Annotated in this window: 20 protein-coding genes and 3 pseudogenes; 19 read left to right on the plus strand and 4 right to left on the minus strand. The window is 61.3% G+C overall.

All coding sequences use genetic code 11. The annotated features are described in order from the left end of the window. Positions 1 to 25: 25 nt before the first annotated feature. The 14 genes and pseudogenes from bchL to J4E08_RS24595 form a co-directional block, all read left to right on the plus strand. Positions 26 to 922 carry a ferredoxin:protochlorophyllide reductase (ATP-dependent) iron-sulfur ATP-binding protein gene (gene bchL / locus J4E08_RS17590; protein ID WP_349539627.1) on the plus strand — a complete coding sequence of 299 codons (897 nt, stop codon included), beginning with the start codon at positions 26 to 28 and terminating at the stop codon, positions 920 to 922. Next, complete coding sequence (gene bchM, locus J4E08_RS17595; RefSeq protein ID WP_349539628.1) at positions 922 to 1,602, plus strand: magnesium protoporphyrin IX methyltransferase; 681 nt, start codon at positions 922 to 924, stop codon at positions 1,600 to 1,602. The genes bchL and bchM overlap by 1 nt, the downstream gene beginning before the upstream one ends. After that, on the plus strand, positions 1,599 to 3,047 hold the full coding sequence (locus tag J4E08_RS17600) for a PucC family protein (RefSeq protein ID WP_349539629.1): 1,449 nt from the start codon (positions 1,599 to 1,601) through the stop codon (positions 3,045 to 3,047). Before bchM ends, J4E08_RS17600 begins: the two co-directional genes overlap by 4 nt. Positions 3,048 to 3,077: 30 nt before the next feature. Further along, positions 3,078 to 3,845 carry a photosynthetic reaction center subunit H gene (gene puhA / locus J4E08_RS17605; RefSeq protein WP_349539630.1) on the plus strand — a complete coding sequence of 256 codons (768 nt, stop codon included), beginning with the start codon at positions 3,078 to 3,080 and terminating at the stop codon, positions 3,843 to 3,845. Positions 3,846 to 3,876: 31 nt separating this feature from the next. Beyond that, positions 3,877 to 4,530: a photosynthetic complex putative assembly protein PuhB gene (gene puhB / locus J4E08_RS17610; protein WP_349539631.1), complete on the plus strand. Its 654-nt coding sequence runs from the start codon at positions 3,877 to 3,879 to the stop codon at positions 4,528 to 4,530. Positions 4,531 to 4,545: 15 nt separating this feature from the next. Next, positions 4,546 to 5,013: a photosynthetic complex assembly protein PuhC gene (puhC, locus tag J4E08_RS17615; protein ID WP_349539632.1), complete on the plus strand. Its 468-nt coding sequence runs from the start codon at positions 4,546 to 4,548 to the stop codon at positions 5,011 to 5,013. Between the two features lie 16 nt (positions 5,014 to 5,029). Continuing rightward, entirely contained in the window at positions 5,030 to 5,326 is a 297-nt protein-coding gene (locus J4E08_RS17620; protein WP_349539633.1) for an O2-dependent cyclase accessory protein, read from the plus strand. Further along, positions 5,323 to 6,450, plus strand: a complete 1,128-nt coding sequence (acsF, locus tag J4E08_RS17625; protein WP_349539634.1) for a magnesium-protoporphyrin IX monomethyl ester (oxidative) cyclase — start codon at positions 5,323 to 5,325, stop codon at positions 6,448 to 6,450. Before J4E08_RS17620 ends, acsF begins: the two co-directional genes overlap by 4 nt. Before the next feature lie 91 nt (positions 6,451 to 6,541). Further along, positions 6,542 to 7,357 carry a putative photosynthetic complex assembly protein PuhE gene (gene puhE / locus J4E08_RS17630; RefSeq protein ID WP_349539635.1) on the plus strand — a complete coding sequence of 272 codons (816 nt, stop codon included), beginning with the start codon at positions 6,542 to 6,544 and terminating at the stop codon, positions 7,355 to 7,357. After that, positions 7,347 to 8,561, plus strand: coding sequence for a 5-aminolevulinate synthase (gene hemA / locus J4E08_RS17635; protein WP_349539636.1), 1,215 nt, complete (start codon positions 7,347 to 7,349; stop codon positions 8,559 to 8,561). Before puhE ends, hemA begins: the two co-directional genes overlap by 11 nt. Before the next feature lie 90 nt (positions 8,562 to 8,651). Then, a complete protein-coding gene (locus J4E08_RS17640) occupies positions 8,652 to 9,116 on the plus strand; it encodes a c-type cytochrome (RefSeq protein ID WP_183969540.1) in 465 nt (154 codons plus the stop codon). Between the two features lie 1,039 nt (positions 9,117 to 10,155). Beyond that, a pseudogene (locus tag J4E08_RS24585) lies at positions 10,156 to 10,443 on the plus strand (transposase); the annotation flags it as partial. Positions 10,444 to 10,532: 89 nt separating this feature from the next. After that, on the plus strand, positions 10,533 to 10,715 hold the full coding sequence (locus J4E08_RS24590) for a hypothetical protein (protein WP_502949295.1): 183 nt from the start codon (positions 10,533 to 10,535) through the stop codon (positions 10,713 to 10,715). After that, positions 10,678 to 10,984 (plus strand): annotated as a pseudogene (locus tag J4E08_RS24595) (integrase core domain-containing protein); the annotation flags it as partial. The gene J4E08_RS24590 and the pseudogene J4E08_RS24595, both read left to right, overlap by 38 nt. A gap of 656 nt (positions 10,985 to 11,640) precedes the next feature. Here J4E08_RS24595 and J4E08_RS17655 read toward each other — a convergent pair. From J4E08_RS17655 to J4E08_RS17665, 3 genes and pseudogenes are all read right to left on the minus strand, one after another. Next, positions 11,641 to 12,694: pseudogene (locus J4E08_RS17655) on the minus strand (IS5 family transposase). A gap of 364 nt (positions 12,695 to 13,058) precedes the next feature. Continuing rightward, the gene (locus tag J4E08_RS17660) at positions 13,059 to 15,593 is read right to left on the minus strand and encodes an ATP-binding protein (RefSeq protein ID WP_349539637.1); all 2,535 of its coding nucleotides are present in this window, start codon (positions 15,591 to 15,593) and stop codon (positions 13,059 to 13,061) included. Continuing rightward, a complete protein-coding gene (locus J4E08_RS17665) occupies positions 15,590 to 16,324 on the minus strand; it encodes a winged helix-turn-helix domain-containing protein (protein WP_183968726.1) in 735 nt (244 codons plus the stop codon). The genes J4E08_RS17660 and J4E08_RS17665 overlap by 4 nt, the downstream gene beginning before the upstream one ends. Positions 16,325 to 16,566: 242 nt before the next feature. Between J4E08_RS17665 and phnD the strand changes: the two genes are divergently transcribed. From phnD to J4E08_RS17690, 5 genes are all read left to right on the plus strand, one after another. Then, positions 16,567 to 17,547: a phosphate/phosphite/phosphonate ABC transporter substrate-binding protein gene (gene phnD, locus J4E08_RS17670; protein WP_349539638.1), complete on the plus strand. Its 981-nt coding sequence runs from the start codon at positions 16,567 to 16,569 to the stop codon at positions 17,545 to 17,547. Between the two features lie 112 nt (positions 17,548 to 17,659). After that, positions 17,660 to 18,433, plus strand: coding sequence for a phosphonate ABC transporter ATP-binding protein (phnC, locus tag J4E08_RS17675; protein WP_349539639.1), 774 nt, complete (start codon positions 17,660 to 17,662; stop codon positions 18,431 to 18,433). Then, positions 18,430 to 19,236: a phosphonate ABC transporter, permease protein PhnE gene (gene phnE, locus J4E08_RS17680; RefSeq protein ID WP_349539640.1), complete on the plus strand. Its 807-nt coding sequence runs from the start codon at positions 18,430 to 18,432 to the stop codon at positions 19,234 to 19,236. Before phnC ends, phnE (J4E08_RS17680) begins: the two co-directional genes overlap by 4 nt. Continuing rightward, on the plus strand, positions 19,233 to 20,069 hold the full coding sequence (phnE, locus tag J4E08_RS17685; protein ID WP_349539641.1) for a phosphonate ABC transporter, permease protein PhnE: 837 nt from the start codon (positions 19,233 to 19,235) through the stop codon (positions 20,067 to 20,069). Before phnE (J4E08_RS17680) ends, phnE (J4E08_RS17685) begins: the two co-directional genes overlap by 4 nt. Positions 20,070 to 20,078: 9 nt before the next feature. Further along, positions 20,079 to 20,969, plus strand: coding sequence for an HAD-IIA family hydrolase (locus tag J4E08_RS17690; RefSeq protein WP_349539642.1), 891 nt, complete (start codon positions 20,079 to 20,081; stop codon positions 20,967 to 20,969). Between the two features lie 233 nt (positions 20,970 to 21,202). Here J4E08_RS17690 and J4E08_RS17695 read toward each other — a convergent pair whose 3' ends face one another. After that, entirely contained in the window at positions 21,203 to 21,508 is a 306-nt protein-coding gene (locus tag J4E08_RS17695; RefSeq protein ID WP_349539643.1) for a putative quinol monooxygenase, read from the minus strand. Positions 21,509 to 21,974: the final 466 nt, after the last annotated feature.

A 21,974-nucleotide genomic window follows, 5' to 3' on the forward strand; every position in this document is an offset into this window, starting at 1 on the left:
TCACCCAACCCGAAAGGACCGCAACATGAGCCCGCGCGACGACATCCCCGATCTTCGGGGCCAGGACGGCGAAGGATCGGTGCAGGTGCATCAGGATCCTTCGGCACAGATCACCGGGGCCAAGGTGTTTTCGGTCTACGGCAAGGGCGGAATCGGTAAATCGACCACCTCGTCGAACCTGTCCGCAGCCTTTGCCAAGATGGGCAAGCGGGTGCTTCAGATCGGCTGTGACCCCAAGCACGACAGCACCTTTACCCTGACCGGACAGTTGCAGCCCACGGTGATCGACATCCTCAAGTCGGTGGATTTCCACCCCGAGGAACTGCGCCCCGAGGATTTTGTCACCGAAGGCTGGGGCGGCGTGAAATGTGTCGAAGCCGGCGGCCCGCCCGCAGGCACCGGGTGTGGGGGCTATGTTGTCGGCCAGACGGTCAAGCTGCTGAAACAGCACCACATGCTCGAAGACACCGATGTGGTGATTTTCGACGTGCTGGGCGATGTGGTCTGCGGCGGCTTTGCCGCGCCGCTACAGCATGCCGACCGTGCGGTGATCGTCACCGCCAATGACTTCGACAGCATCTACGCCATGAACCGCATCATCGCCGCAGTTCAGGCCAAGTCGGTGAACTACAAGGTGCGTCTGGCGGGGTGTATCGCCAACCGCTCGCGCGAGACCAACGAGGTGGACCGCTACTGCGACACCGTCGGTTTCAACCGCATCGCACATATGCCCGACGTGGACGCCATACGGCGGTCCCGCCTGAAGAAAAAAACCCTGTTCGCCATGGATGACGAAGAGGACATCGTTCGCTGCCGCGCGGAATACGTCCGGCTGGCGGAAACCCTGTGGCGCGGCACAGACCCGCTGGCCCCCGCCCCGATGGAAGACCGCGATATATTCGAGCTTTTGGGATTCGATTGATGAGCTACGAGCGCACTCTGACCCGTGTCGAAACCTATTTCGACAAGACAGCGACCCGCACCTGGGAACGCCTGACCAGCGATGCGCCGGTCAGTCGGATCCGTGAAACGGTGCGGCGCGGTCGTGACGAGATGCGCGCACAGATGCTGTCGCGCCTGCCGCAGGACCTGCGCGGCGCGCGGGTTCTGGATGCGGGCTGCGGGGCCGGTCAGATGACACAGGCGCTGGCCGAACGCGGGGCCGATGTGGTGGCGATCGACATTTCGCCCTCACTGGTGGAGATCGCGCGCAAGCGTCTGCCCATCGACCTGCACGGTCGGGTGCGGTTCACCTCGGGCGACATGCTGTCCGACAATCTGGGCCGCTTCGACCGCGTCCTCGCCATGGACAGCCTGATCTACTACGCCGAGGACGATCTGACCCGCGCGCTTGACCGCCTTGGCCGTCGCACCGACAACAATGTGGTGCTCACCGTCGCGCCGCGCACGCCGCTGCTGATGGCAATGTGGCGCATGGGCCAGATGTTCCCGCGCGCGGACCGCTCACCCAGCATGGTGCCGCATGCGCCCGCCAGACTTATGCGCTCCCACTGCGACGCCGGGTCACCGGGCACGCTGACCGCGCTAAATCGTGTCAGCGTCGGCTTCTACATTTCTCAAGCGATGGAGCTGACAGCATGATCCTGCGCGCCGCGCATCTCAAACAGTTGACCACGCGGTTCCTGCCCTTTGCGGATGCCGCCAGCGAAGGCTTGCCACTGGGTCAGCTGTTGCGCCTGTCGCTGTTTCAAGTGTCTGTGGGCATGGCCTCGGTGATGCTGCTGGGCACGCTGAACCGGGTGATGATCGTCGAACTATCAGTCGCCGCGATCGTCGTCGCCGCGATGATTGCCCTTCCAGTACTGATCGCGCCGTTTCGCACGCTGCTCGGGTTCCGCTCCGACACCCACCGCAGCGCGCTAGGCTGGAAGCGCATTCCCTACCTCTGGTTCGGATCGCTGTGGCAGATGGGCGGACTGGCGGTCATGCCCTTTGCACTGCTGGTGCTGTCGGGCGACACCGTCCACCATGTCCCCTTTGCGGGCGAAGTGCTGGCTGCCATGGCCTTCTTGATGACCGGGCTTGGCCTGCACATGACCCAGACCGCCGGTCTGGCCCTGGCGACAGACCGGGCCGACGATGAAACCCGCCCCCGCGTGGTGGCGCTGCTGTACGTTATGTTCCTTGTGGGCATGGGGCTGTCGTCGGTCATCATCGGCTGGCTCCTGCGCGATTTCACGCCTCTGCGGCTGATCCGCGTCGTGCAAGGGGCCGCCGTTGTCGGCATCGCCCTGAACATGATCGCCCTGTGGAAACAGGAAAAGGTCCGCCCCATGACGCGGACTGAACGTGAAACCCCGCGCCCCCGCTTCCGGGACGCATGGGCCGATCTGGTCGCTGGCGGCCAAGCAGGGCGGCTGCTGGCTGTGGTGTTTGTCGGGACAATCGCCTTCAACATGCAGGATGTGCTGCTGGAACCCTACGGCGGCGAAATCCTCGGCCTGTCGGTGTCCTCGACCACGTTGTTGACCGCCGCATGGTCGGTCGGTGCGCTGGCCGGGTTCGCTTTGGCAGGTCGCAAGCTGGCAATGGGGAGCAACCCCATGCGCCTGGCAGCCTTGGGGCTTCTGGCCGGGATCCTTGCCTTTTCCATCGTGGTGTTTTCCGCGCCGATGGGGTCGCCCCCGCTGTTCTTTGCCGGGGCCACGCTGATCGGCTTCGGCGGCGGGCTGTTCTCCGTCTCGACGCTGACCGCGGCGATGACCCTGCCGACGCGTGGCGCAGCGGGCAACGGGCTCGCGCTGGGAGCTTGGGGGGCCGCGCAGGCCACCGGGGCCGGGCTGGCCATCGCCCTGGGCGGCGGTCTGCGTGACTGGATCGGCTCCTTGGCGATCCACGGCCAGCTTGGCGCGGCGTTGAATGCCCCCGCCACCGGATACTCCTTTGTCTATCATACAGAAATCGGACTGCTTTTTGTGACGCTGGCGGCGCTTGGCCCGCTGGTGCGTAGCGCAGGCCGCCCCGCAACAACGCAAACCCAACACCCGCAGTCGGCCCGTATCGGCCTCGCCGACTTTCCGACCTGAAAGTGCCGCGCCTTTTGAAAGGAACAGGACATGACTGAACCATTTTTTGGCAATTTCGATCTGGCGAGCCTCAGCCTCTGGCTTTTTTGGGTCTTTTTTGCGCTGCTGATCTTTTACATCCAGCGCGAAAACATGCGCGAAGGCTATCCGCTGCAGGATGACGACGGCAAACTGTCGGCGAACCAGGGCCTGTTTCCGGTGCCCGATGACAAAACGTTCAACCTGCCGCACGGCCGTGGTTCGGTCACCGTGCCTTCGGACCAAAACGCCGAACGCCCCAACCTGCCGATGGCCAAGACCGCTGCCGGCAACGGCTTTCCGTTCGAGCCGACCGGCAACCCTATGCTGGACGGTGTCGGCCCCGCCTCATGGGTCGCGCGCCGCGACGTGCCGGAGCTCGATGGCCATGGCCACCCAAAGATCGTCCCGATGAGCGCCAGGCAGAGCTTTCACGTCTCGGCAGGTCGCGATCCGCGCGGGCTGCCCGTGATGGCCGGTGACAACGAGGTGGTCGGCACGATCAGCGACATGTGGATCGACGAACCCGAACAGCTGATCCGCTACCTCGAAGTCGACCTGATCAATGAAGGCGGAAAACGCCTGATCCCGATGACCGTCGCCCGCGTCCACAAATCCCACGTCAAGGTGCGTTTGATCTTTGCCAAGCACTTCCCCGGTGTGCCGCAACATGCCTCGCTGCGCCAGGTGACCTTGCTCGAGGAGGACAAGATCATGGGCTATTACGGCGGCGGCATGCTCTATGCCAGCGAGGCGCGCCAAGCGCCCCTGCTCGGCTGATCCCTCGACAGAAGAACAGGAGCGCCACACCATGAGCCACCATACGGACCACGATGATTTCGCCTTTGAACCCGTTGAGGGACTGCCCGAACTGCCGCCACAGGGCGAAGAGATCCTGTGGCAGGGCCGCCCCGACTGGTGGGCCCTGACGAAGGAGTCGATGAACCTCAAGTGGGTGGCTCTCTACTTTGTCGTGCTGGCATTTTGGCGCTTTGGCACAATGATCGACCAAGTCAATTTCGCCACTGCCTTTGCCGCCTCCATGCCGCTGCTGATCCTGGGTGGCATCGTGGTGGCGATGTTCATGCTGGTCGGTTTCGTGCAGGCCCGCGCCACGGTCTACACCATCACCAACCGCCGCGTCGCGATGCGCATCGGGGCGGCGCTGACGGTGACGCTGAACCTGCCATTCAGCCAGATCGGCCGCGCTGATCTGGCCCTGCGCCGCGACGGCACCGGCACCATCGCGCTGGATCTCACCGACGACGACACCCGCCTGTCCTATCTGGTGTGTTGGCCGCATGTGCGCCCCTGGGTGCTGCGCCGCACCCAGCCCGCCCTGCGCTGTATCCCCGACGCGGAGAGGATCGCCCACATGCTGGGCGAGGCCGCCGAGGCCCGCGTCAACACTCCGCAGATTGCCCGACGCACGGCAGCCAAGCCCTCTGCCGTTGCCGCTGAATAAAGGAACACCCGCGCCATGACCCAGATCGACACCCACGCCGCTCCGCCGACTCACGACAGGGACCTCGTGCCGCGCATGATGGTGCGCGCCATGCTGGCGCTTGTCCTGACGGTGCTGACCGTGGTGACGATCGCACGCGTGACCGGGCAACCGCTGATCGCAACCCTCCCCGAGGGCAAAATCATCATCCAACGCGAGATCGTGCTGTCCGGCGACATGTCCGGCGCAGCGCGGGTCCATGCCCCTGACGGCACCCTGATCGCAGTCCTTTCGCCCGAAGAGGGCGGATTCATTTCCGGTGTCTACCGGGTCCTCCTGCATGAACGCAAGAAGACCGGCGTCGCGCCTGACGCCCCTGTCTTGCTTTTGCAAAAGGACACCGGCCGCCTGGAAATTCACGACCCCAGCACAGGCTGGCGCGCCGATTTAATGGGCTTCGGTGCGGATAACGCCAAGGCCTTCGCGCGGCTTTTGGCACAATAGGAGAGGAGGCCAATAAATGGGATGGCTGACCAAGGAAGTTGAACGCGCCCCGTGCACCGTCGAGGTGTCACACTGTTTCGAAAGCCTGCACGCGCATGTGCGGTTCAACAACGGGGCGACGGTCTATCCGGGCGACGAAGTCCGCGTCCATGGGCCCGAGATCATGGCCGCATACGGCGAAGTCGTAAGCGAAGACCGGGAGGCAACCATCCTGCGCGCCTCGGCGCTGGAACGGCTTTGGACCCGCCTCACCGGCGATTTCGAAGTCATGGAGCTGTGCGAATTCTCCTTCTCCGAAGAGGTGACGCTATGAACATGCAGAACACCCGCCACACGGCCGATGCCACAACGGTCGAGGAAGGCCTGGCCATTCAGGAAGAACAGGCCAAGTTCGACAGCACCGCCGCCACCGAAGTGGCCATGCAGAACACCCTGCTGACGCCGCGCTTTTACACCACCGACTTTGACGAGCTGGACGCCATCGACGTGTCCCCGGTCCGCGAGGACTGGGACAAGCTGATCGCGCAGATGGTCAGCGACCCGAACAAGGGCCACTTCAAGAAGAACGCCGACTGGGACAAGGTCGACTGGGACGGCATGGAACCCGCCCTGCGCAAGGAATTCATCGACTTCCTGATTTCGTCCTGCACGGCAGAGTTTTCCGGCTGCGTGCTGTACAAGGAAATGAAGCGCCGCGGCAAGAACAAGGACATCACCCAGCTGTTCCAGCTTATGGCCCGTGATGAGGCACGGCACGCTGGCTTCATCAACGATGCTCTGCGCGAGGCCGGCGTGGCAGTAAACCTCGGCTTTCTGACGCAATCCAAGAAGTACACCTACTTCAGGCCGAAGTTCATCTATTACGCCACGTATCTGTCTGAAAAGATTGGGTATGCCCGGTATATCACAATTTTCCGGCACCTGCAGGAACACCCGGAGCACCGCTTTCACCCGATCTTCAAATGGTTCGAAGAGTGGTGCAATGACGAGTTCAGCCATGGCGAGGCCTTCGCCCTGCTGATGAAGACCGATCCCAAGCTGACCTCCGGTACCAACGTTCTCTGGATCAAGTTCTTCCTCACGGCGGTCTTTGCCACCATGCATGTGCGCGATCACCAGCGGCCGGTGTTTCACGCCGCACTTGGCGTCGATCCGGACGCGTACGGGCATGAAGTGTTCGTGAAAACCAGCGCCCTGACCAAACAGATCTTTCCAATCACGCTGGACATCGACAACCCGCGTTGGGCTGCAGGTCTTAAGCGCCTGCAACAGGCCAACGCCGATCTGGACAATGCGCGCCAGTCAAAGGGTGTGGGCGCCATGGCGCGACGCATGTCCGCACAGGCACGCGCCGCGACAGCCTTTGTCGGCCTCTTCACCATTCCGGTGAAAAAGCACCGCGTGCCCGACTCCACCCGCATGGTTCCGGCCTACTGATGTGCGGGGCGCCCACATATCACGCTGACCGTCGGGGGCTGGCGCAGGCCGCTTCCGGCGGGCGTGTGCATTACGTGGGCGGGGGGCTGACATGACCAGTCCCTGGATCGCCGCGCTGGCTGCCTTGTTCCTGTGGTGGTTTTCCACCGGAGCGATCCTGATCGTGGTGCGCCGCACCGAAGGCGCGCACTTTCGTGCCCGGCTGGGGGCAACCCTCGCCGGCTTGCCTTGTCTCGTCCTCGGGATCTGGACCTTTGAACACACGCTGTCGGCCACGACCCACGCCAGCGCCTACCACGCCTTTCTGGCGGCGTTGGCCATCTGGGGCTGGATCGAACTGTCCTTCCTCACCGGAGTCATCACCGGCCCCAACCTGTACCCCTGCCCCGAAGACGTGCCGGAATGGGAACGCTTCATCCGCGCTTGGGGCACACTGGCCTACCATGAGATGCTGCTGACGACGATGCTGATCCTGTTGTGGCTGCACGGGCATGATGCGGAAAATACCTTTGGTTTGTGGACGTTTACCGTGCTTTACCTCGCCCGCGTTTCGGCCAAGCTTAACCTGTATCTGGGGGTGCCGCGCATCAACGTGGAATTCGTCCCACGCGCGCTGTCGCACCTGTCGAGCCACTTTCGCATCCAGTGGATGAACTGGCTGTTTCCGCTGTCCGTCACCGGCCTGACCCTTGCTGCGGGCTGCTGGCTGGAACGGCTCTATTCCGCGCAGACCTTGCAGGACATCACCGGCTTTGCCCTGCTGACATCCATCACCGCGCTCGCGCTGCTGGAACACTGGTTCATGGTCGTGCCGCTGCCGGACGCGAAACTGTGGCGCTGGATGTTGCCCGCGCCCGACCAGAAGACACAAAAATCAAGACACCCGGAGGAACCCCATGGAATTTGACAGCCTGTTCAATGCACAGCTCAAGGCGCTGAAAGACGAAGGCAATTATCGCATCTTCGCCGAACTTGAACGTCGCTGTGGGCAGTTCCCCACCGCCAAGAGCTATGACGACGACGCCCCGGACGAAGTGACGGTCTGGTGCTCCAACGACTACCTTGGCATGGGCCAGCACGAAGCCGTACGCCAGACCATGAAAGACACCGTCGACCAATGCGGTGCAGGCGCGGGCGGCACGCGGAACATTTCAGGCACCAACCACCACCACGTCCGGTTGGAAGCCGAACTGGCCGACCTGCATGGCAAAGAGGCAGCCCTGCTGTTCACCTCGGGCTACGTATCCAATTGGGCGGCGCTGTCGACCTTAGGCAGCCGCCTGCCCGACGCAATCATCGTGTCGGACGCGCTGAACCATGCCTCGATGATCGAAGGCATTCGCCACTCCCGCGCCAGAAAGGTCATCTGGAAACACAACGACCCCGAGGATCTGGACCGCAAGCTGGCCGCGCTGCCTGCCAACGCCCCTAAAATTGTGGCCTTCGAGTCTGTCTACTCCATGGACGGCGACATCTGTCCGATGCAGGAAATCGTCGAAGTTGCGGAAAAGCACCGTGCGATGACTTACCTTGACGAAGTCCATGCCGTGGGCCTCTACGGGCCGCGCGGCGGTGGCATCTCGGAACGAGAAGGCCTGGCCGACCGCATCACACTGATCGAAGGCACCCTGGGCAAGGCCTACGGATGCATGGGCGGCTATATCTCAGGGTCCCGGACGCTGTGCGATTTCATCCGCTCCTTTGCCAGCGGGTTCATCTTTACCACCGCACTGCCCCCTGCGGTCGCTGCAGCGGCACAGACGTCAATCGCGCATCTGAAGGTGTCGCAGACAGAACGCGATCTGCACCAGCGCCAGGTGGCCCGCTTGCGCCAGATGCTGAACGCGCGCGGCATCCCGCACATGGACAACCCCAGCCACATCATTCCCGTGATGATCAAGGACCCTGTGAAATGCCGGATGCTGGCGGATATCCTTATGAATGACTACGGCATCTATGTGCAGCCGATCAACTATCCCACCGTCCCAAAGGGCACGGAGCGCCTGCGTTTCACCCCTTCACCGCTGCACACAGACGCCGATCTAAACCGCTTGGTCGAGGCGCTGACAGTCCTATGGAAACAGTGCGCTATCGCCCATGAGGTCGCCTGAAATCTAAACGCAACAGTAGCGCTTCGGGGATGAATGTCACCCCTTTCGCTACACCCTTAACCCACGGGGACACAGGAGAGGAACCCAACCATGAAACCGATTTTTCTGGCAATCGCATTAACGAGCGCGTCGACAATAGCCATGGCCGAAAGCCACGCAACAGGTGACCCTGCGGCTGGTGAAAAGGTATTCAATCAATGCAAGACCTGCCATGTTATCGAGGATGCCGACGGCAACGCGATACAGAAAGGTGGCAAGGTCGGACCCAACCTGTACGGTGTCGTCGGTCGCACTGCCGGCAGTGTCGAGGGCTTCAGATATTCGAAGTACATGGTCGCCGCTGGCGAGCAGGGTTTAGCTTGGGACGAAGACCATTTTGCCGTCTACGTCAAAGACGCCTCCGCCTTTCTAAAAGACTACCTGGATGACAAGTCCGCCCGCGGGAAAATGACTTACCGCTTGCGCGATGATCAGGATGCCTTGGACGTCTGGGCTTATCTGGCCTCGGTCGGACCTGAGCCAGACATGACGGATGCAGACGCTCCATCGAACTGACCCTTTCGACGGATCGCTTAAAGATATCAAAGGATACGACCGCGCCAGAAAAGATTGGCGCGGTTTTTCCGTCGCAAAACGGCGAACCATTTTGCCCCTCCTCTCCCACATACTAGTATTTACTGGTGAGCAGCGGCACGGGGCCGGCTTGCCAGCCGGATTGAGAGAACTGGCTGTGCCTTGAAACAAACTCACACGTGCTCTGTGTCAGCGATTTTGCCAATGTCGCGACGTGGCAAAAGGTCTGTTTATGGTCTTCGTCATTGTTGTTTTGCGCGGCGGGTCGTGAGATGTCCGAAAGCCGCACAGCCAATGAGGGCTTCGTTTCAGAGATTTTGGGCACAGGCCATTTACCAACAAAGCCCAGCACAAGATAAGTTTCTGTATCATTCGGGTCGCATGTTGCACGACGTGTCGAAAAGTAGACTGACCGACTGGCTGAAGCGCTGAATACACCTATCGTCGGCCGCGTTCAGAGCTCGCTCCATTATCACGCACATATGCATGCATTGCCGGGCAACGGACACTGCTCTGACCGAACCGATCACCCGCTTGGTCAAAGCAGAAACCCGGTCTCAAAGATAGTGTTGAATGTTTCTGAGACCTGACCCGGTAGCCTGATAAATTGTCACTGAGATTTGACCCATGTAAACACTGCCCCGATGGTTTTGGTGGGGGATTTGGAGTAATCGGCATGGGATTTTCGAGTGTTGTTAGATGCTGGGTATTTCGTGGCAAAATGCCAATATAGGAGATCGCCCGTCGAACGGGTTTATTGCCACACCTTCAAAAGGACCTGCGTGAAGCCACTGTGGAGCCGAAGTTAAGGACGCCCAGGTGTCCAAGCAGTTTGGGCCCGTATGCGGATCGGCTTTCAGCTTGGCGTTTGATCCAGTCATACATGTCGCGCAAAGCGCGGCGGACAGTGAAGCAGATGTACGCGGATCTGGTAAAGCTGGGTTATGATTTCTCTGAATCGCCCCGGGTTTGTCGGAGATCATCAACTTAGGTAAGGATGGTGGTTATGGCGAAAAGCAAAATGGCAAATCGCTACTCGCCTGAGGTCCGCGCGCGTGCGGTCCGGCTGGTGTTCGAGCACCAAGGCTCCTACGAAACGCAGGCGGGCGCGATTGCGGCAATTGCACCGAAGATAGGCTGTATATCCCAGGCTCTTCACGGTTGGGTGATGCAGGCAGAGAAAGATAGTGGCATGCGCGACGGCGTTACGACGGAGGAACGGGACCGGATCAAAGCGCTTGAATGTGAGGTTCGCGAGCTGCGCCAGACGAATGAGATCCTGCGCAAGGCAAGCGCGTATTTTGCGCCCCCTCTCAGCAAATTGCGTGCCGGGCGGGCCCTTCCAAAGCTTCTGCACGGCATCAGCGTGACGCAGAGCTTCGGCTCGAGATTAAACGGATCTGGGACGAAACCTATCAGGTCTACGGAGGTCGCAAGGCGTGGCACCCGTTGAAGCGCGAGGGCTTTTCGCTGGCGCGCTGCACGTTGGACCGTCTCCCTCTCGGGCATTGCTGCGCAATACCCTGCCGGGCAGTGGGACGAGCAATATTTGTCCATTCGATACACCGAGCGTTTGGCTGAGGCTGGCATTGAACCGTCGGTCGGCAGTGTCGGTGACTCGTATGCCAACGCCCTCACCGAGAGGATAAACGGTCTCTACAAAAACGAATTGGTCCATCCATTGCCCGCCATGCGATGCGGGCATCGCCGAGAGGGGCCAAGGACCGTGGCGCAACATGCAGGAACTGGAAATGGCAACCCTCGGCTGGGTCGATTGGTTCAACAACCGTCGGCTGCTTGGACCCATCGGAAACATCCCGCCAGCAGAGGCGGAAGAGGCCTTCTATGCACGGCGCGACGTGCTCGATATGGTCGCGCAAGATGAAGCTATAGGTTTCCGACAGATCCGGGGCGATACAGGCGATGTGCCTGTGATGCAGCATCAAAGCAGGCGGATCGTGCCTGTCCGACAAGGCCATGGGAAAAGCCGGACAAAACGGGGAGACCCTCATCCGCCTCGACCTCGTGAACCTGAACGAGCTCGGATACTTGTCGTTCAGCGCTTCAGAGGGCGCTCTGGGTCGTGGGAAAATTGATCCTTGGATCAATTCCTGATCCTCCTGTATCCACCTGTTGGGCAAGTTCTACAAGCGCACCAACGTGATCATCACCACCGAGCTCAGCTTCAGCGCGGTCGGCCACTGTGTTCGGCGCCGTCAAGATGACTACTGTATTGCTGGACCGGCTGCCCCCTCTCGGAACTGGCCATTGGGCTTGAACCGATCGCGCTTAGTGCCTCAATCCTTGAAACCAAAAACGACATTTTCCGCCTCAAAGACAGCGCGGTTGCAGCAACGCGGAAAAAGAGGGCGGAGAGCCAACCTCCGCTTCGTTCGCGGTTCCTGGCCCGGCTCGATACGGAAGCGGATCTCCAGAAAGGATGCCGTACCGGAGCTTTGTTGCGCAAATTGAGGCCTGAACGCACTTCCCCAATCCCCGGACGGACTTATCCTGCGGCCTCGGTGATAGGTATGCCAAGAGCGGTGTAGCGGTTGAGCACTGCGACGCGCATCTGGATTTCCGCGACTTGCCGGTCGAAGTCCGTCGCCATGAGGCTCTGCCCCAGCAGCTTCACACAATGCATCCACTGACCGGCAGGGTATTTCCGCAGGAAATGTCCCGAGAGGTTTGGTTTCGACACGGCTTCGACGGTGGTATCCGCTCCACCGTCGCCACAGGGCACGGCCCAGGTATCGCGATGCATTGACTGCTTCGTGTCTGGCGATGGCCCCCGCGCTCGTGGGTTTGCAGGGCTTGGCGTTCTTGCGCGGTGGAATAACGGCATGAGCGCCACGGACCGCAATCGCATCGTGACATTTGCGCGTGTCGTACGCCCCGTCAGCGGTCACTGACCCGATGGTCTGATCGGGTGGGATCTGCGCAAGCAATTCCGGCAGCATCGGGGCATCCATTGCCCGGCAGGCGCATGCGCAGCATGCTGCCGAGAGGGGCCGACATTGCTGGTGGTGACCTCCACGGCCCGCACCTCCAGGGTTTCTTCGTCGATCCCTATGTGTATCTTGCGCCAGATGCGCCGTTTGGGACCGCCGTGCTTGCGTGCGTTTCATTCGCTTTCACCCTTGGATTTGATGCCGGTGCTATCAATCAAGCGGTTCAGCGGGTCGGTTCCGCCACGGTACGGAAGGCTGACTTTCAGAGTCTTCTGACGCCGACATAGCGTGCTGTAGTCCGGGACCGACCAGTCCAATCCGATCAGCCTCAACAGGCTTTCCACGAAGCCCGTGGTTTGCCGTAACGGCAGGCCAAACAGGATTTTCAGCGTAAGGCAGGTCTGGATCGCAGCATCGCTAAATTGCTACTGTCGCCCGCGCTTACCACTGGGACGCGGCACCCAGATCATGCCCGGATCGAACCGGACCGATAGTGACCCGCTCTGCTTCAGCGCGCTCGCCATTGTGCTCGAACCAATGGCGCATCAATGGCTCGCTGTACGAAGGCCAATTCATGATCTTGTATTTCGTAGGGGACCAACTGCTCATCCCACCCAGCTATCATGCTGGTTTCACACAGTGAATCCCTCACCTGATTTGTGCAACAAAGCCGCCACAGGCATCTCCACCATGGTCCGAACCGGCCTCCAACCAGCGCTGCGGTACGGCCCTTTCTAAGCATGAGCCCAGTTTTGACAGCGCCGCTTTTCCAATCAAAACAAAGCAGTTCTCGGTCCCCACCGAAGGCCGAGCAACTTCAAGTGTTGATTTTCCTGCTCTCACATCCGCCACTTTAAGGCACTAGGCACTAGGCACTAGGCACTAGGCACTAGGCACTAGGCACTAGGCACTAGGCACTAGGCACTAGGCACTAGGCACTAGGCACTAGGCACTAGGCACTAGGCACTAGGCACTAGGCACTAGAAGAATATGAAGCAGGCTTCGCCCCGTGAACAGCTAAATAAATTTCCCGGATGGCGTCTTGAGTGACCGGCTTTGCTGCAAACACAACATCCGGAGGCAAATCCGCTGGAGCGCCACGCGTGGACATCAGCGCGACATGACACTCAGGAAGAAGCCCGCGCGCCTGCACGATCAGATCCCGCCCACTGTACCCGTCATCGAGCCAAAGGTCCGTCAAAATCAGGTTGAGATGCTCGAGCGCCTTCAAGGCTTCGACCGCCTCCGCAAAGGAGGCAGATCGCATGACCTTTGCCCCTAAAGCTTCCAGACACTCGCAGGATCGTTCGAGCGCCACCGGATCATCATCGACAACCAACGCCGTAACCGAACCGCAGCCAGACGGCGTCTCTTCGGGGGCTTCATGCCGCGGGAACGACAGCGAAACCGTCGTTCCGCGTGATTGGCCATGGGTTGCCGTCTCGATATCAAGCCGACCCCCGGACTGATGCACAAACCCGTCTACCATCGAAAGTCCCAGACCTGTGCCGCTGCCATCCGGCTTCCGTGTGAAGAACGGGTCCGTCGCATGGCGCAACACCTCTTCGGACATACCGCATCCGGTGTCACGCACCACGACCCGGACCATGTCATCGGCCTGCACCGACACCACTATTTGCCCGGCGCCGACACCTGTCGCGACGATGGCCTGCCCGGCATTGATGCATAGATTGAGAATGGCACTCTCAAGTTGGCCCGGGTCGACCAGACAGGTCACCGGAGTCTCCGGCACATCCACAACCAACGAGATCAGCTCGGGTATGGTGATCTCCAGAAGATCCGCCATGCCCGTTACCAGTTCCGAAACATCCGTCACTTGCGGCGCGAGATGTTGCTTGCGGGCAAAGGCCAAGAGCCGCTCCGTCAGGCTGGCTCCCAGGTCGACCGCCGCCCCCAGCCGGTTATGCAGATCGCGCCGACGCTCCGGTTCGGCCTGCTCCAGCAAGTGTAAGTTTCCAGAGATGCTCGAAAGGATATTCCCGAAATCATGCGCCACTTCCCCCGACACCTTGCCCAGTGCCTCCACCCGGCGGATTGCTTCCAGCCGGGCCTCAATGCGTTTCCGTTCGGTGGTCGCAGAAATCAGCCAGACTTTGCCGCCGTCAGGCAATGGCGACAAGTGGATCTCGATCACGTTGCCATCCGTATCGCCGTATTCCTCGAAACCACCGCGCTCCTCTCCTCCGGCGGATCGCGAAAAAGGAGAGGCTAGAATCAGGTCGCTCATGCGATCGGTTCTCCCTTCCGACCCGGGCGGAAGCCGGAGCAGGCGACGCAGATTCTCATTCTCCGCGATTATACGACCGTCCTCGGCCTCTACCGCGACGCCGTCCTTGATGTTCTGAAACACACGCGAAAAAAGCGCATTCTGATGACGTATCTGTGCTGTACGCCGGTCGAGTTTTCGGGCGTTGTCGCGGAAGACACCAAACGCCGTGAACAATTGGCCGATCTCATCCTGCGACGTCGGCGGATCGGGTAGGTCCACGCGCAGGTTCCCAGACGCGAGCTGTCGCATCGCGCCGGAGATCCGTTCGAGATTGCGCGCAACGTACCGCGACACGTAGAACGAGGAGGTCACCGCCACAAATAGACTGGAGAGGATCAGCGCGAGAAAGGCATTGCGCGCGTACCCCAGCGTGTCTGAGGTCGCGGCGCGGGCCCGGGACAGTCGGTCTTCCGCCTGAACCACCTTCGTCTCGGCGAAGGCGTTGACACGTCGGGTTTCTTGCCGAATGCGAAACAAGGCATTTTCGGCGTCGAGTCGCGCCGACAGTTGACCATGCTTGAGCACGAACAGCCCTGCTCCGCGCTGGACGACCTCGGAAATCTCGTCGAAGGTTTGGCGCTGATCCCCTGATGCAAAGGACTGGAGGGCCGCGCTCTGGCGCTGGAAATCGCGGCTGAATCCACCCAGTTCGATTAATTCCTCTGCTCGCGCAGCATCAAGCGCAACCGCCGTCAACTGCTGGAGCGCGCTCCAGTCCTGGCGCACCCCCAATGGCAACACCTCATCGCGAGCCATACGCCGGCTGCGTGTGTTGAGCCGAACGAGCGCGCGATCAATGGCCTTCAGCTCCGCCTGGCGATCGCTTTGCGGCAGAAGCGCCTGTGCCAGATCGTTGATGGCACTGCGAAGACGCGACAGCGGAAGGTCCAGAGCCGGATCGCTCCCCGATGATCGCTGCACGCGATCAAGGTTCGAAATGACCTTGGCGACCTCCTGCTCCAACTGGTAGGGCGCGAAAAGCGCGAACAGGAAGGGCGCCGATGTCGCAAGATCCGAGGCCTCACGGGAGAGGTCCATCGCGGCGGCCACTTCGGTCAGCGTGTCGCGGTGCAGCACGTTCATCCAGACCTCGGTGCGGTCAAGAACCCGCAATCCGATCACACTGACCAGTAGCATGAGGCCGAACATCACCGCCAACGCCGCTGAGAGCCGGATCCTTACGCCGAGATCACGGAACCGATCGCGCAGACGGCTCATTCGGTTCCCAGGTGGAATACGTAGCCCCGCGCCCGACGGGTCTGCAGATGCACCGGCTTGGCCGGGACCGGCTCGATCTTGCGGCGCAGGCGCAGGATCAGAACATCCACCGTGCGGTCGACGTATCGCTGGGTGTCGGCACCAAGTTCCTTCAACAGCTCTTCGCGCGGGACGACGCGCTCCGGGTTGCGGGCAAAGAACTCCAACAGCCGGTATTCCGCGTTGGTCAGCGGCACTTCCTCGCCGTCCCCGTCCAGCAGCCGACGCGCGTCGAGATCGATACGCTTCTCGCCGAAGGCGATCTGACGCTTGCCCGCCGACGCAGGTCGGGCCGAGGCATGGCCGTAGCGGCGCAGCACCGCCCGGATGCGCGCCACCAGTTCGCGCGGGTTGAAGGGCTTGATGAGGTAGTCGTCCGCGCCGGTTTCGAGCCCGATAATCTTGTCGATCTCGTCCCCCACACCGGTCAACATCACGATGGGGATCTCGTGCCGTTCCCGCAGATGTATGGCCAGCGTCAGGCCGGATTCCCCCCGCAGCCGCAGGTCGATCAGCACGAGGTCCACGGGGGGTGGATCTCCGAGGGCGTGAAACGCCTCGATATCCGCGCAACAGACGGCCCGGAAGCCGCTGTCGTGCATCAGCTCCGACAGGGTTTCGCGCACCTGCGCATCGTCATCGACGATGCCGATGACGGGGCCGGTCCCCGGTGTCAGACTGGAAGCCTGCATGTGACGCTCCTCCTGCGACGTGCTGGCGAGACCGCCTCCCCGACGATCAGACCTCAGGCGTTGCGCAGAAACCCGGAAAATTCAAGATGTGGGCAGCCCTTTGTAACACTGTTAACACTTCAACCCGCCTGCACGAGTTTCATTAACACTTCAATCCTCGTCAAACCGCATCCCCCGCGCCTAGCCTGTGTGTATTGATGCAGGTGCGGCCCGGCCCCGCCTGCTGTCAGAGGGAGGAAACCATGACATTATTCATCACCCGTGCGGTCACCGCACTGGGCATCCTGACATGCAGCACCATCGCCGCCCATGCGCAGGAATGCTCCGAACGCGGCGCGCTCGACGTGCAGTATTGCGACGCCAACGGCGATCTGGTCGCCGACACGCCCACCGATCCGGCGGAGCTGAATGATCCGGATACGCTTGTGTTTGCATATACCCCGGTAGAGGATCCGGCGGTTTATGCCGACATCTGGGAGCCGTTTATCGAACACTTGTCGGAGGTCACCGGCAAAGACGTGCAGTTCTTTGCCGTACAGTCCAACTCGGCCGAGGTCGAGGCGATGCGCTCCGGCCGTCTGCATGTGGCGGGTTTCTCGACCGGGCCGACGCCGTTCGCTGTGAACCTCGCGGGCGCTGTGCCCTTCGCGATCATGGGCGCAGAGGACGGTCAGTTCGGCTACAAACTGCAGGTCTTCACCCAGGCCGACAGCGACATCCAGGAAGTCGCGGATCTTGCGGGCAAGCGGGTGGCACATACTTCGCCAACCTCGAACTCCGGCAACCAGGCGCCGCGCGCACTTTTCCCGGCCCTTGGGGTCGAGCCGGACAAGGACTACGAAGTCGTCTATTCGGGCTCGCATGACCAGTCGATGCTGGGCGTCGTCGCCGGTGACTACGATGCGGCCCCGGTCGCCTCCGAGGTGGTTGACCGCATGGCCGAACGCGGTCTCTATGACCCCGCAGACGTGCGCAAGATCTGGGAAAGCGATCCATTCCCCACGACGTCCTTCACCATGGCGCACGACCTTGACCCCGCACTGGCCGAAAAAGTGAAGGAAGCCTTCTTCTCCTTTGACTTCGCGGACACCGCGCTGGGTGAGGAATTTGACGGCGTGTCGAAGTTCGTGCCCATCACCTACAAGGACCAGTGGGCCGTGATCCGTCAGATCCAGGCCTCCAACGGCGTCGAGTACACGCCGCAGGGGCTCGCCGGGAACTGATCCCTCCTATTACATCGCCAACCCGGTGCGCGTCCGCGCGCGCCGGATCCTGCGCACCGCCCGACCGCCCCACGGTCAGGGCACTGGCCGCGCCATCCCAAAGAGGCATTCCATGCTGAAGATCACAAACCTGACAAAGCGCTACGGCGGCGGCGATCCCGTACTGAAGGAACTGAACCTGGCGGTCGAAGGCGAACAGTTGACCTCCGTGATCGGCTCATCGGGCGCGGGCAAGTCCACACTGCTGCGCTGTATCAACCGCCTCGTGGAGCCGACCTCCGGTTCCGTCGAGCTCAATGGCACCGAGTTCACCACGCTGTCGCGCCGTCAGCTTCGTAGCGCACGGCGCCGCATCGGCATGGTCTTTCAGGGTTTCAACCTGATCGATCGGCTGACCGTGATGGAGAACGTGCAGGCCGGGCGGCTGGGCTATATCTCCACTTGGGCGGCGCTAACCCGGCGCTACCCGAAGGAAGACATCCGCCGCGCCTTCGAGCTGATGGAACGTGTGGGCATCGCCCACTACGCGGACAAACGTGCCGACGAACTTTCGGGCGGCGAGCGTCAGCGTGTCGGCGTGGTACGGGCCCTGATGCAGCGCCCCGAGATCCTGCTTGCAGACGAACCCACCGCCTCGCTCGACCCCAAGACCTCCGAGCAGATCATGTCGCTTCTGCGCGACCTCGCGCAGGAGTTGAACCTGCCCGTCATCATCAACATCCACAATGTGACCGAAGCCAAGGAATTCTCTGACCGGATCGTTGGCATGCGCTATGGCCGGATCATCTTCGACGACAAACCCGATGCCCTGACGCGCGACGAGATGGACAAGATTTACGCCGGCGTCCCCGCACAGGACCGCGCCGAGGTGGGGGCCGCCGCATGACCGCAACACCGGACATTCCGCGCGACGTCTGGCGGAAACCGCCCTTCATCGCCAACCCTGCCCTGCGCTACGCTCTCTATATCGGCGTTGCGGTTTACGTGATCTTCACCCTCGCCACGCTGCCCATCGACTGGGACCGCGTGGCGGACGGCATGAGCCGGGCGCAGCGCATCTTCAACGGGGCCTTCCCGCCCAGCTTCGAACGCGCGGGCCTGCTTTTCGACGGCTTCATGGAGAGCCTGAAGATCGCCATCCTCGCCACTGTGGGCGGCATCATCCTGTCAGTCCCGCTCGCATTCATGGCGGCGAGCAATATCGCCCCCAAGCCGATCTACCTGCTGGGCCGTGCGCTTATCATCATCGCGCGCAGCTTTCACCCGGTGATTGTTGCCATCATCTTCGTCAAGGCCGTGGGCTTCGGCCCTTTCGCAGGGGCGCTGACGCTGGTGGTCTACTCCGTGGGTTTCGTCGCCAAGCTGCTGGCCGAGCGGATCGAGGAGATCGACTTCGGCCAGGTCGAGGCCATGCGTTCCGCCGGAGCCGGGTTCCTCACCACGCAGGTCTATGCTGTGCTGCCACAGGTCATGCCGCGACTGGTGGGCCTTGGCATCTACCAGCTCGACAGCAACCTGCGCGCCTCCGCCGTGGTTGGCATCGTCGGCGCGGGCGGCATAGGAGCGACGCTCGCCAATGCCTTCGGTCGCTACGACTACGACTTTGCCCTCGCCATCACCATGGTCATCGTCGGGGTGATCCTCGTTTCCGAAGCGGTCAGCGGCGTCATACGAAAGCGTATCACATGAACACTTTGAACCTCTCCGAACCGCGCCCCCTCTCCGAGGCCCTAAGCGGGCGCGACAGCTGGTCACGCTTCACCATGAAACAACGCCTGATGCGCTACGGCGGATTTGCCGCCGCCGCCGCCGTGGTGGCTTGGGCCTTGGGCAGCATCGACGTGATCTGGGCCTGGGTCTGGGACAGTCCTGCGCAGATGGCTGACCTCTTCGGGCGGATGATGCCGCCGGATGCGTCCAATCTGCCCTCCATACTCGAGGCGATCTGGCAGACGGTGAACATCGCCACGCTGGCAACGCTGATCGCGGTCTTCGTCTCCCTGCCGGTGGCCTACATCGCGGCGCAGAACACAACTCCCAACCGCACCTGCCTGTGGCTCGGGCGCTTCATCCTCGTGTCCTCGCGGTCGGTGAACACTATCATCTGGGCGCTGCTGTTTGTCGCCATCTTCGGCCCTGGCATCGTGGCGGGGATCGTGGCGATCATGTTCCGCTCCATCGGGTTTCTCGGCAAACTGCTTGGCGAAGCCATCGAGGAAATCGACCGCAAGCCGGTCGAGGCACTCGAGGCCTGCGGCGCCTCCCAGTTCAAGATCGTGCTCTACGCCATCGTGCCGCAGGTCATGCCCGCCTTTTTTGCCGTGTCGATCCTGCGCTGGGACATCAACCTGCGCGAAAGCACCGTGCTGGGGCTCGTTGGCGCGGGCGGCATCGGGATGATCCTGCAAGGTGCGATCGACACCTTCAACTGGCCGGAGGTTTCCATGGTGCTGCTGACCATTCTCTCGCTGGTTATCTTCGGCGAGATGGTCTCCTCCTTCCTGCGCCGCAAAATCCTGTAAGGGCGAGAAATGATTACGACCGAAGCGGCCTTTGCACGCTATGAACGCCTGCGGCCCATGCTGCCGCAGGCGCAGTTCCCTGAGGCGTCGCGCACCGGCCAGACGCTTGAAGATACGAAGGACGACTACGATGCCTACATCCTCGACGCCTTCGGCGTTCTGAACCGGGGCGAGACGCCAATCCCCGGCGCGGTCGAGCGCATCGCCCGATTGCGTGCTGCCGGGAAGCGTCTCGTGGTGCTGACCAATGCGGCCAGCTATACGCGGTCGGGCGTACTGGCAAAGTACCATCGGCTGGGCTTTGATTTCAGCCTGGACGAGGTCGTCTCCAGCCGGGATGTGGCATTTGCCCATCTGCCCAACGTCCACGGAGTCTGGGCAGCGATCACGGACGGGGAGGACGACCTTTCGGACCTGCCTCCCGGTCATTACGTGGCCGATCTGCTTGCTCAACCGGGTCTGCTGAATACAGCTGCGGGTTTCCTGTTCCTGTCCGCCGCGCGCTGGAGCCACGAAGACAATGCGCGCCTTCGGCGAGCCCTGCATACCCACGCCAGACCCGTCATCGTTGCCAATCCCGACATCGTGGCCCCACGTGATGACGGCCTGTCTCTTGAACCCGGTTGGTATGCTCAGGACATCGCTTCGGCCTGTGGGCTGTCGTTATTCGGCAAACCCTATTGGAACGCGTTCGAAGCGGCACTTCAACGGCTGCCGGGGATTCCCCGACACCGCATCGCCATGGTCGGCGACACTCTCCACACGGATGTCCTCGGCGGAGCAGCCGCCGGCCTCGGTACCATCCTAATCCAGAAACACGGCTTGTTCCGCGGGCTTTCGCCAGCGCCGTTCATTGAATCGAGCGGAATTCAACCCGACTGGCTTGTTGAAAGCACCTGAAATCATCACTCTTACATTTCTGTCTATACGCGTAGCTTGTGCAGCGAACCAAACCGTTTGGAAGACCACAATTCTTGGCGAAGCGGGCAACACCGGGAGGGGCAAGACGGACTGGCTCCGGTCATCCTCGGCGCCAGTCAAGAACGTCGACTTTGGGCCGGAGTGAAGGGCGACCTGAGCGGCTCATCGTCCGCTCGCTTCGCTGCCGCAAGTCAGCTTCGAATTCCCAGTGGTTAGTCCAGACCTGTAACTTTGTAATCTCTGGCAATTTGTGCCGTCGCAGCTCCCCATGCGGACTCCCGAATTCGCTCTTGGTGCGAGGTGAATGAGTCCCGGTCTTGGAAATGCTCTTCCACTGTCCAGATCAGAAGGTCTTCCGTTGGGTAAACATTAAAGGATATACATCCCGGTTCGGCTCGAGTGAGGTCAATATGTTCGGATAGGTGCCGACGAACAGCCTCCGCCTCCTGCTCCGATGAGCATATGAGGCGGCCTGACAAACGTACGCCCAAGTTTTTCTGACCCAAGCTATCTGCCATTTGTTAAAACCTTTGTTTACCTACCCCATGTGGCATGAACAACGAATGACACGAAACTCTCGCGCAGCCCACCTCCGGTCCTAGGAAATGCTGCGGCAGGGACGAATAACTGCTTCGATGACGCCGCCGTTCTGAACCCGCGGTTGCTTCGAACGGCAGGAGTGGGCCGAGGCTTTGTGGAAACGGAAGCTCGGGTCCTCTGGGAACTGCTGTAGTCGTCGGAGGGCCGGAGTTCAGCCGAGCTTGCTCTTTCTGGCTCAGATCGCGTTCTGGTGGCGTGCTTTCCGGCAGTGAGGGGCGTGTTGCTCGTGCTCAGGGCGGAATTCGGCCGTTTTCACAGTCTGATCCCTTCCAGAAGCGCCCTTGACCCGATGATGTTCATCACGCGCTTGATGTTGTAGGCGATGACGTGCAGTGCCATTTCAGTGCGCACGTTCCGGAGTTTCCGCATCTGGAAGTGAGTAGC

The organism is Sagittula sp. NFXS13 (assembly GCF_040148795.1).
Lineage (GTDB): Bacteria > Pseudomonadota > Alphaproteobacteria > Rhodobacterales > Rhodobacteraceae > Sagittula > Sagittula marina.

Bases quoted from the DNA above. Each gene is read 5' to 3' on its own strand.
- bchL (WP_349539627.1), top strand. From the start codon at position 26: ATGAGCCCGCGCGACGACATCCCCGATCTTCGGGGCCAGGACGGCGAA.
- bchM (WP_349539628.1), top strand. From the start codon at position 922: ATGAGCTACGAGCGCACTCTGACCCGTGTCGAAACCTATTTCGACAAG.
- J4E08_RS17600 (WP_349539629.1), top strand. From the start codon at position 1,599: ATGATCCTGCGCGCCGCGCATCTCAAACAGTTGACCACGCGGTTCCTG.
- puhA (WP_349539630.1), top strand. From the start codon at position 3,078: ATGACTGAACCATTTTTTGGCAATTTCGATCTGGCGAGCCTCAGCCTC.
- puhB (WP_349539631.1), top strand. From the start codon at position 3,877: ATGAGCCACCATACGGACCACGATGATTTCGCCTTTGAACCCGTTGAG.
- puhC (WP_349539632.1), top strand. From the start codon at position 4,546: ATGACCCAGATCGACACCCACGCCGCTCCGCCGACTCACGACAGGGAC.
- J4E08_RS17620 (WP_349539633.1), top strand. From the start codon at position 5,030: ATGGGATGGCTGACCAAGGAAGTTGAACGCGCCCCGTGCACCGTCGAG.
- acsF (WP_349539634.1), top strand. From the start codon at position 5,323: ATGAACATGCAGAACACCCGCCACACGGCCGATGCCACAACGGTCGAG.
- puhE (WP_349539635.1), top strand. From the start codon at position 6,542: ATGACCAGTCCCTGGATCGCCGCGCTGGCTGCCTTGTTCCTGTGGTGG.
- hemA (WP_349539636.1), top strand. From the start codon at position 7,347: ATGGAATTTGACAGCCTGTTCAATGCACAGCTCAAGGCGCTGAAAGAC.
- J4E08_RS17640 (WP_183969540.1), top strand. From the start codon at position 8,652: ATGAAACCGATTTTTCTGGCAATCGCATTAACGAGCGCGTCGACAATA.
- J4E08_RS17660 (WP_349539637.1), bottom strand. From the start codon at position 15,593: ATGAGCCGTCTGCGCGATCGGTTCCGTGATCTCGGCGTAAGGATCCGG.
- J4E08_RS17665 (WP_183968726.1), bottom strand. From the start codon at position 16,324: ATGCAGGCTTCCAGTCTGACACCGGGGACCGGCCCCGTCATCGGCATC.
- phnD (WP_349539638.1), top strand. From the start codon at position 16,567: ATGACATTATTCATCACCCGTGCGGTCACCGCACTGGGCATCCTGACA.
- phnC (WP_349539639.1), top strand. From the start codon at position 17,660: ATGCTGAAGATCACAAACCTGACAAAGCGCTACGGCGGCGGCGATCCC.
- phnE (WP_349539640.1), top strand. From the start codon at position 18,430: ATGACCGCAACACCGGACATTCCGCGCGACGTCTGGCGGAAACCGCCC.
- phnE (WP_349539641.1), top strand. From the start codon at position 19,233: ATGAACACTTTGAACCTCTCCGAACCGCGCCCCCTCTCCGAGGCCCTA.
- J4E08_RS17690 (WP_349539642.1), top strand. From the start codon at position 20,079: ATGATTACGACCGAAGCGGCCTTTGCACGCTATGAACGCCTGCGGCCC.
- J4E08_RS17695 (WP_349539643.1), bottom strand. From the start codon at position 21,508: ATGGCAGATAGCTTGGGTCAGAAAAACTTGGGCGTACGTTTGTCAGGC.